The following is an 8,065-nucleotide window of genomic DNA, read 5'->3' as shown; positions in this document are numbered from 1 at the left end:
CCCCGCCGAGGACGGGCACACGGCTCGTCCTGGTGCTCACCGACGGACTCGGCGGGGCCTGGCGGGACCGCGCGTTCCAGGGATGGCTCGCCGGGGTCGCCGCGACCGGGGCCGTGGCGGTCCTGCACCTGCTGCGCCCCCAGCTGTGGCGGCGCGGCGCGCTGCGCACGGTCCCCGTGGAGCTGAGCGTGTCCGGACGCGCCGAGCCCGGGCCGCCCAACACCGCCTACGTGCGCGAACGGGCGATCACTCGCACTGACGAGGAGGACCCGCCGCCGTCCGGGACGGTCGTCCCCGTGCTGCCGCTCCGGCCGGACGCCGTCCACGCCTGGGCCTCCTTCGTGATGGGCCGCGACCGCGGCCGCCTGTGGGTCCACGCGGCGGAGTTCCCGGAGGCGCAGGACCAGGGGAGCGGGGCCGTCGACGCGGCGGCCGCCCGAGGAGGGGACACGAAACCGGGGGAGCGGTCGGTTCCCGGAACCTTCGGCGGCCCGGCTCCAGGCTCCGGCTCCGGGCCCTCACCGGATGCCGGTTCCGGTAGCGGACGCGCGTTCGACGCGGTCCGCGCCGTGCGCCGGTTCCACGAGACCGCCACCCGCGACGCGTTCGAACTCGCGGTCGCCCTGGCCGCGGTGCCGCTCGTCCCGCGGATGGTGGGCGCGGTGTGCGAGGACGTCTTCGGCGGTCCCACGCCGTCGGAGCTGACGGAGGTCTTCTTCAGCGGGCTCGTCACCCGGAAGGCGGCCTCGGAGGGCGCCGGCGGCGACGAGGAGCGCTGGGAGTTCCGCGAGGGCGTGCGGGAGGCGCTGCTGTCACTGGGCGGACGGGTGCCCGACATCCGCCGGATGCTGGCCCTGGCCGCCAACCGCCTCGGCCAGGTGGACCCGTGGTTCGGCGAGCTCGGTCGGATGCTCCGGGGGCAGCCCGTGGATCAGCCGAGTACCACCCGGGCGTCCCAGCACTGGCTGAATTCGGTGAAACCCGCGATGGACAGTATCTCCCTGAACCGTCATTACGCGGGTTCGATCGACATGTACGCCAACGTCCTTTCCAGGGGCGGAGAATCGCGTGAGAACGATCCTTCGGAGGTCGCCCTTCCCAAGGTCCCTGGTCTACAATCGCCGCAGGGTCCCGGATCTACGCACGCGACCAAGAACAGCACAGGGAAAACGCGGAACCCTGCACACAGTTCCGCCCCATCGGGCGACAAAAACGGTATGTCCATAATCCCGTCGAGTGGGGGAATGATGAACGATTCTTTCGACTCACCCACCGCCACCGGTGGACGCTCGCGGGGTCGGCCGCTGAACGCGGTCTGGGTGCAGGTTCCTCGGAGGAACACCGCCTTCACCGGGCGCGAGGAACTGCTGTCCGCGCTGAGATCACAGCTGGTCAAGGACCAGCGGCAGGTCATCACCGCGCTCAACGGCATGTCGGGGGTCGGCAAGACCGAGCTCGCCAAGGAGTACCTGTACCGGTACGCCGAGGACTACGACCTGATCTGCTGGTTCCTCGCGGGCCACAGCAACCAGCTGCGCGACGCCTTCGCCTCGTTGGCGGCCAGGTTCGGCCTCGACAGCGTCGGTGCGGGCAGCGAGCACGTCATCCAGGACGTCCTGGAGGCGCTGCGGCGGGGCGTGCCCTTCGGACGCTGGTTGCTGGTCTTCGACAACGCGCAGTCCCGGGAGGAGCTGGAGCAGTACCTTCCTGTCGGGGGCGAGGGACACGTGATCATCACTTCACGGGACAGCAGTTGGACGCGCAGGGGAGGCGACACCTTCCTGTCCGTGCGGGAGTTCACCCGCGCCGAGAGCATCGAGCTGCTCAAGCGCCGCGGTCCGACCTCGCTGACCGAGGGCGAGGCCGACCGCCTGGCCGAGGAGCTCGGCGACCTCCCACTGGCCCTGAACCAGGCGGCGGTGTGGCTGCACGAGAGCGGGATGGACACCGAGGAGTACCTGCGGCAGTTCGCCGACAAGTCCACCGAGATGATCCAGCTGCTGTCCCCCGTGGACCCGGACTACCCGGTTCCCGTCGCGGCCGCCTGGAACGTCTCGCTGGACCGGCTCGCGACCACCAACCCGGCCGCGCTCCAGCTCCTCCAGCTCTGCTCGTTCCTGGCCACCGCGCCCATTCCGCGCTCGCTGTTCAACTTCGCCCGGCAGATCGACGCGCCGCCCGAACTCCGCCAGGCGCTGGAGGAGCCCGCGCGGTTGGGGATGGCCATCCGCGACATCGGGCGCAACAGCCTCGCGCACATCTCCCACCGCAGCAACACCATCTCGCTGCACCGCCTGGTCCAGCGCGCGGTCCAGGCGCCCATGAGCGACGAGGAACGGGAGGCGATGCGCCACTGCGCCCACCAGCTCCTGGGCCGCAACGATCCCCAGGACGACTCCGTCGCCGCCCACCAGCGGTACGCGCGGCTGGTGCCGCACGTGTGGGCGTCGGAGGCGTGGAACTGTGAGGACCCGTGGGTGCGCAACCTCGTCATCCAGCTCGTCCGCAACGCGGTCCCCGCGGGTGAGTTCGGGGAGGCCGGGCGGCTGGCCAGGACGGCGCACGAGTGGTGGCGCCGGACCCTGGGCGAGGAACACCGCAACACCCTGCACATGGCGCTCCAGATCTCCAAGGTCATGCGCGAGGAGGGCAAGCTGGTGGAGGCGCACGAACTGTGCGAGTCCACCCTGCTCACGCTGCGCGAGGCACACGGCGAGCAGTCCCCCGAGGCGCTGGAGGCCGAGCGCGAGCACGTGCGCAACCTGCGGACCATGGGCAGGTTCGCCGACTCCCTCCGGGAGACGGCCGACATCTACCGCGGTCGGGTGCGCATGTTCAGTGAGGACGATCCGCTGACCCTGGAGATGGCGCACAACCTGGGCTACAGCCTCCTGCTCAGCGGTGACCCCAGGGCGTCGGTCGACCGCTACCGCGACGTCCTGGACCGGACGGAGTCGGTCCTGGGCCCGGACCACCCGAACATGATCGGCACCTCCAACGGGTACGCCGAGGCGATGATGGAGCTGGGCCACTACCGCGAGGCGGAGCGGATCCAGACCGAGGTGGTGCAGCGGTGCGCGGCGGTCTTCGGCTCCGACGACGCGGGGACGCTGTCCAACGAGTCGGTGCTGGCCGTGATGCGGCGGCGGATCGGCGACCACGCCGGCGCCTTCGCCCTGTCCGAGCGCACCTGGCAGCGGTTCCTGGCCAAACTCGGGGTGGACAGCAGCGACACCCTGTACGCGGCGCTCATCCACACTCTGTGCCTGAACGCCGTGAACCGGTACGACGAGGCGTTGGAACTGGCCGAGACGTCCGGTGAGCGCTACGTCAAGCTCCTCGGGGAGGAGCACCCGCACGTCGTGGCGGCCACGGTCAACCGGGGTATCATCCTGCGCCGTCTGGGCCGGGCCGCGGAGGCGCGGGACATGGACGAGCGATCCCACACGCTGCTGCACGAGCGGCTCGGCGCGCACCACCCGAGCACGCTGGCGTGCCGGGTCGACGTCGCCAACGACCACTTCCTCACCGGGGACGTCGTGGGGGCGCGCGAGCGCGACGAGATGACGGTCGCGGACTGCCGCGTGGAGCTGGGCGACCGACACCCGCTGACGCTGGTGGCCCACCGGAACCTCCTGGTGGACCGCGGCGCGCAGGGTGAGGATGTCGCGGAGGAGTTCGGTGCGCTGGAGGCCGCCTACCGGGACGTCATGGGCGCGGACCATCCGGCGACGCTGAGTATCCGGCAGTCGGTGCGAGGAGACGCCGACATCTTCCTGACACAGATGTGACCGAGCGGTGCGGACCGTCCGCACCGCCGTTCATACGCCGTGGGCCAACCGGGCCAGCACGGCCCACTGCTCCGGTGGGAAGGCGAGCGCGGCCAGGTCCCGGTGGGTGGAGTCGCGCACGCCGACGTGGCCCGTGTCCCACAGTGTCACCTCGACACAGGTGCTCCCCCCGTTCTGGCTGAAACTGGAGACGCGCCACGTGCCCGGTTCCTGGCCGAGTCCTCTCACGTGTCCCTCCGGGGGCGCCGTCTTCCCTGGTCTTTTCTATGCACGAGGCGGCCTCGATTCTCCCAGTTCCATCATTGGTCGCTCCTGTTTCCCGCGCAGTCCGGAAAGTTCGGTCGGTCGCTTATGTTTTCTGATAACGTTCGGACTCACTTGTACATGCCCACTCAGCTACCGATCATGTGATCACGGCGGCTGCTCCCCCCGAGAGGTGCATTAAGTGTCACGACTCGTTCGTTTCAGCGTGGACGGCGGGGACTCCGTCGTCGTGGAGGTCGATGACGGCCGCGACGACAGTATGCTGGTCAGCGGTGGCAGGGAGATCGAGGACGCCACCCAGACGTTCACGGAGAAACTCTCCACCGTACGCAAAGCCGTTTCGGCGACACTCGACGAACTGGGAAACTCCCTGAAGCCGGACGTCATCAAAGTGACCTTCGGAGTGAAACTCACCGCGGAGGCCGGGGCGGTCATCGCCAAGTCGTCGGTGGAGGGAAATCTGCACGTCCAGATGCAGTGGGGCTATGAACGCCCGGAGGAAGAGCAGCAGCAGGGCTGAGACGTTTGCACGCTCTCGACGGCTGACGTCAGCGGACCGGCCCGCTCGTGGTGACGCGCCCACCCCGTCGACCACGCCCGCCCCTGTCGTGCGTGGTCCCGTGCGTCTCCGTCCTCCCATCGTGGGACGGCGCCCCTCTTCTGGTGGGAAGCGGGCCACCGGATCGATCAGGAATCGAGAAGCACTGGTCAGCGCCTCGCTCCTAGGTTGGTTCCCCGAGAGGACAGGGCGACTGACTGGAGGCGGTCATGGCACAGGAGCAGCGGGTGGAGAGTCGTGGAGGGCACGGGCCGGTGTCGCGGTGGCTGCAGCACCGGGCCAACGCTCGCATGAAGCGCAAGATCCGCGGCGGGCGCGGCTCGTTCATGGGCATGGACGTTCTGATCCTGCACACGGCGGGCCGCCGGAGCGGGCAGCCCCGGGAGACGCCGGTGGCGTGGTTCCCCGACGGTGAGGACGCGTGGCTGGTCGTCGCGTCCGGCGGGAAGGACCGGCACCCGGACTGGCACCTCAACCTGATGGGGCGCCCCGAGCGGGCCTCGGTCGAACTGCCCGGGAGCCGGACGGTCCCGGTGTCGCCGCGTGTGCTCGACGGGCCCGAGCGCGACCGGGCCTGGAAGCGCATCACCCGAGCCCAGCCCCGCCTGGGCACGTACCAGAGCAAGAGCGGCCGCGAGTACCCGGTGGTCCGGCTGAGCCCACGGTCCTGATCCGGTGGGGGCGCGTCGGGTCAGCCGTGGCCCACGACGTTGACCACCCGGCCGTTCGGGTCACGGACGAAGAACCGGCGCACGCCCCACTCCTCGTCCTGCAACGGGTGGACGATCTCCGCGCCGCTGTCGACCACGGCCGCATGCACCGCGTCCACGTCGTCCACCTCGATGCTCATGTCCGGTGTGACGGGCGCGGTCTCGTCACGGCTCATGAGGATGACCTGTGCCGTGGGGTTGGAGGGGGAGGCGAGGTTGACGACCCAGCCGAGGTTCATGACCTCCTCGAGCCCCAGGAGACCGTAGAAGTCCCGGCTCTCCTCCATGGCCTTCGACTGGATGTCGGGTACGACTCGACGGACTGACAACGGGGGCTCCTGTCGACGGGCGGAAGCGGACCCTCCTGAGCCTTCCCGGGTGGCGGCGGGACACACCCGTCGCGCCGCGCGGGCGGGCGGGGGCGCGCCTCCCCACCCGCCCGCACACCTGGTCGCGGACTCAGACCTCCAGCGTTCCCTCGATGCTCTTGAGCTTGTGGCGGGCCAGGGCGAGGTTGCCCCGGGAGCGGTCCAGCGCCAGGTAGAGGAACAGGCCCTGCCCGTTGCGGCTCGTGAGGGGGCGGATGATGTGGTACTGGCTGGACAGGGTGATGAGGATGTCCTCGACCGCCTCGTTGAGGTTGAGCTGTTCGATCGTCCTCATCTTGGCCCTCACCACCTCCGTGTTGCCCGCCGCGGCGACGTTGAGGTCCAAGGCGCTCGTCGCGCTGAGCGTGCCCAGGGCCATGCCGCTGCCGTAATCGACGACGGCGGCTCCGAGGGCACCCTCGATCGCCATCATTTCCTTCAGCCCGGTTTCGATGTTGGCCATGTCCTTCTCTCTTCTGGGGTTGGTCCGACGCAGCGTCGGCCGTTGGGCGATCCAGCGGCGCACGGCGGGAATGCGCCGTAGTGGAGACCGGCGCTCGGTCACGCGATCACCGGCCCCGTCCGTGGATGGTCGACCGACAGGGTGCGAAGCCCTTCCAGGACGCGTTCGAGTACCGCACGGTCCACCGCGACGGCGGGGCGCGCCACGGGGCGGTCCCGGCCCGGGCCCCGTCGGGGCGGCAGGACGCGGGCCGTGCTCGCCAGACCGCGTAGTCGTCGCAGGGCGAAGGCGAGATTGCCTCGCTCCCGCTCCATCCGTACTTGCACACAGAGGTCAGAGCCCTTCAGAACGGCGAGCAGCAGGTGGTGGTCGTCGTCGGTGACGACCACGTCCTCCACCGCTTCGGCGGTGCACAGGGGGCCGGTGTGGAGGGCCTGGAGGATCCACGTCGACTCCGCCGCCCGGTCCTTCTCGCCGACACGCGACACGGTGTCGCCTCCCCGCCAGTCGATGAGGCAGACGCTGCGGACTCCGGGAGTCTGGAGCATCTCCCGCATCTGCTGGTCGATGGAGAGCACGACGGCTCCTTCGGGGAGAGCGGGACGACACGTGTCGGCCCGCGGTCGGACGGTTCGGCCGCACAACGGCCTCTGCGGATTCCACGACACTAAGGCGTGAACGATTCGATCGCAGGGATTTGATGATTTTTCCCGCCTTGTCCTAGGAATGTGGTGGAACTCGGCTGTCCGAAAGGGTGGAGTTCGGGTGGATTATGCGTTCCGGGGAGAACAAAAACGCGTGTCAGAGGGTAAGTCCCCGTAGGGCGTCCGCCTTCTTCTTCGCGTCATTCACGACTCCGTGCGCCGGTGCGTGCAGTGCGCCGGTCAAGTGCCCGACATGTACCTGTTTCAGCCCTCTTGGGGTAGAAGATGCACCACCATGAACCCCCCAATTCTTTGTCACCGATTCCCTTGCCCGGGTATGTTCCGCCCGTGATGGGGGATGGCGAGGGGGACTGTGTTCGCGCTGGTCACGCCTTTCCGGCGGAGGACCGCGGGCCCGCCCTCGATTCGGGGCCGGGGCGCGCGGCGCGACACCGGTGAGAAGCCCGGCGCGCCGCTTCTCGGGCAGGGCCGCGCGCGACCGACGGGTCACATACGTCCCGAGCACCGACAGGAGTACACGATGACCACCGCCGCCGACATCATGCACACGGGAGTCAAGTGGGCCCCCGCCAACGAGAGCCTGGACCGGATCGCCGAGATGATGCGTGAACAGGGCGTGGGCGCGATCCCGATCGCGGACGCCGACAGCCCCGACGAGCGCATGTGCGGCATCATCACCGACCGCGACATCGTCCTCGAGTGCATCGCCCAGGGACACGACCCCGCACGGGTCACCGCCGGGGAGCTGTGTAAGGGCACGCCGCGCTGGGTCTCCACCAGCGCCGGTGTCGACGAGATCCTGCGGGAGATGGAGTCGCACCAGATCCGTCGCCTGCCCGTCGTCGACGAGAACAAGAGGCTGGTCGGCATGATCACCGAGGCCGACCTGGCCCACCACCTCACGAACGACAAGATCGCCGAGTTCGTCGGGCGCGTCTACGCCTGAGCGCCGCGGCGACGCCTCCGAGGGCCTCCGGGCTCCCCGTGGACACACCCGTCCGCTACGGGGAGACGGGGGCCCTCACGCATGGGGTCGGTGGGGTCCGGGGTCGGAAGATCAGGTCGATGGCGTCGTCGGGGGCCTGATCCAGGCGCTGCTGAACACGGCCCCGGTCACCGCGGTGGCGCTGCTCACCGGGTTCCGGACCGGCGCGGGCCCGGCTGAATGGCTGGCGACCGTACCATCCCGGCCCGTCACTCGCGGACCCGGGCGTTCTCCGCGGCGGGACGCGCGTCACCGCCGTC

General features: G+C 69.7%; 9 protein-coding genes (1 of these 9 running past the window's edge). 4 read left to right on the top strand and 5 right to left on the bottom strand.

Annotated features, from left to right (window positions below; translation table 11 throughout):
- Positions 1 to 3,791, top strand: a 3,791-nt coding sequence (gene fxsT, locus D471_RS0121130) for an FxSxx-COOH system tetratricopeptide repeat protein (protein WP_026127934.1), incomplete at its 5' end; no start/stop codon positions are given.
- A gap of 30 nt (positions 3,792 to 3,821) precedes the next feature.
- On the opposite strand, the gene D471_RS0121125 is transcribed toward fxsT, so the two are convergent.
- Positions 3,822 to 4,019 (bottom strand): DUF397 domain-containing protein, encoded by a 198-nt coding sequence (locus D471_RS0121125; protein ID WP_017600470.1) that lies wholly within the window; start codon positions 4,017 to 4,019, stop codon positions 3,822 to 3,824.
- A gap of 217 nt (positions 4,020 to 4,236) precedes the next feature.
- On the opposite strand from D471_RS0121125, the gene D471_RS0121120 reads away from it, so the two are divergent.
- Both D471_RS0121120 and D471_RS0121115 read left to right on the top strand, forming a co-directional pair.
- Positions 4,237 to 4,575: a CU044_2847 family protein gene (locus tag D471_RS0121120; protein WP_040690544.1), complete on the top strand. Its 339-nt coding sequence runs from the start codon at positions 4,237 to 4,239 to the stop codon at positions 4,573 to 4,575.
- 248 nt (positions 4,576 to 4,823) lie between these two features.
- The gene (locus D471_RS0121115) at positions 4,824 to 5,285 is read left to right on the top strand and encodes a nitroreductase family deazaflavin-dependent oxidoreductase (protein ID WP_051059232.1); all 462 of its coding nucleotides are present in this window, start codon (positions 4,824 to 4,826) and stop codon (positions 5,283 to 5,285) included.
- A gap of 20 nt (positions 5,286 to 5,305) precedes the next feature.
- Here D471_RS0121115 and D471_RS0121110 read toward each other — a convergent pair whose 3' ends face one another.
- The 3 genes from D471_RS0121110 to D471_RS0121100 all read right to left on the bottom strand — a co-directional run bounded on the left by D471_RS0121110 (position 5,306) and on the right by D471_RS0121100 (position 6,733).
- Positions 5,306 to 5,653: a VOC family protein gene (locus tag D471_RS0121110; RefSeq protein WP_026127932.1), complete on the bottom strand. Its 348-nt coding sequence runs from the start codon at positions 5,651 to 5,653 to the stop codon at positions 5,306 to 5,308.
- 130 nt (positions 5,654 to 5,783) lie between these two features.
- Positions 5,784 to 6,155 (bottom strand): hypothetical protein, encoded by a 372-nt coding sequence (locus tag D471_RS0121105; RefSeq protein WP_017600466.1) that lies wholly within the window; start codon positions 6,153 to 6,155, stop codon positions 5,784 to 5,786.
- Between the two features lie 98 nt (positions 6,156 to 6,253).
- Positions 6,254 to 6,733: a hypothetical protein gene (locus D471_RS0121100; RefSeq protein WP_017600465.1), complete on the bottom strand. Its 480-nt coding sequence runs from the start codon at positions 6,731 to 6,733 to the stop codon at positions 6,254 to 6,256.
- A 607-nt stretch (positions 6,734 to 7,340) separates the two neighbouring features.
- Between D471_RS0121100 and D471_RS0121095 the strand changes: the two genes are divergently transcribed.
- A complete protein-coding gene (locus D471_RS0121095) occupies positions 7,341 to 7,766 on the top strand; it encodes a CBS domain-containing protein (RefSeq protein WP_017600464.1) in 426 nt (141 codons plus the stop codon).
- Between the two features lie 248 nt (positions 7,767 to 8,014).
- Here D471_RS0121095 and D471_RS0121090 read toward each other — a convergent pair whose 3' ends face one another.
- Positions 8,015 to 8,065 carry the 3' end of a helix-turn-helix transcriptional regulator gene (locus D471_RS0121090; RefSeq protein WP_017600463.1) on the bottom strand. The gene runs 768 nt beyond the window's last position, so 51 of the gene's 819 nt are visible here — the last part of the coding sequence; its start codon lies beyond the right edge, outside the window — the gene reads right to left on this strand; its stop codon occupies positions 8,015 to 8,017.

The organism is Nocardiopsis lucentensis DSM 44048 (genome assembly GCF_000341125.1).
Classification (GTDB): Bacteria; Actinomycetota; Actinomycetes; order Streptosporangiales; family Streptosporangiaceae; genus Nocardiopsis; species Nocardiopsis lucentensis.
Note: the sequence above shows the minus strand (reverse complement) of the source record. Positions and strands in the feature narration are given on the sequence as shown.